The organism is Thiorhodococcus mannitoliphagus (genome assembly GCF_010915725.1).
GTDB lineage: Bacteria > Pseudomonadota > Gammaproteobacteria > Chromatiales > Chromatiaceae > Thiorhodococcus > Thiorhodococcus mannitoliphagus.
On sequence record NZ_JAAIJR010000441.1, the window covers coordinates 1 to 544 of the forward strand.

Here is a 544-nt window from a genome sequence, read left to right on the forward strand (position 1 = left end):
GCGGGTCGGTCCGCGCCCTCCGCCCAGAGGACATCGAAGGCGTCGCGCAGCAGGGTGAAGAAGTCGGCGGCCGTGGCACAGCCGGGTGAGAGCAGATAGCGGATGTCGTTGGTGATGAGGCTGTAGGGGATGATCAAGTGCGCCTGGCCGTCCTCGCTCAGCCAATAGGGCCGCTCGTCGTCGTAGGCATCGGAGTCGTAGAGAAAGCCGCCGGCCTCGACCAGGAGCCGGCGGGTGTTCGGGCTGACCCGGCCGGTGTACCAACCGACCGGGCGTTGCCCGGTCGTCGCTGCGATGATCCGGCAGGTTTGGGCGATGTGCGCCCGTTCGGTCGCTACATCGACATCACGGTCGTCGATCCAGCGGTCGCCGTGCCCGGCGACCTCATGGCCCTGCTCGGCGAGCGCGGCACCGGCCTCGGGGTTGAGTTCCAGGGCACGTCCGGCGGCGAAGGCGGTGAGCGGGAGACGGCGCTCCTCGAACAGGCGCAGCAGGCGCCAGAAGCCAACACGGGCACCGTAGTCGAAGAGACTCTCGGCGCTGT

Annotated in this window: 1 protein-coding gene; it reads right to left on the minus strand. The window is 68.9% G+C overall.

What is annotated here, in order from left to right; translation table 11 throughout:
- Window positions 1–544, minus strand: a 544-nt coding sequence (locus tag G3480_RS27345) for a polysaccharide deacetylase family protein (RefSeq protein WP_164657304.1), incomplete at both ends; no start/stop codon positions are given.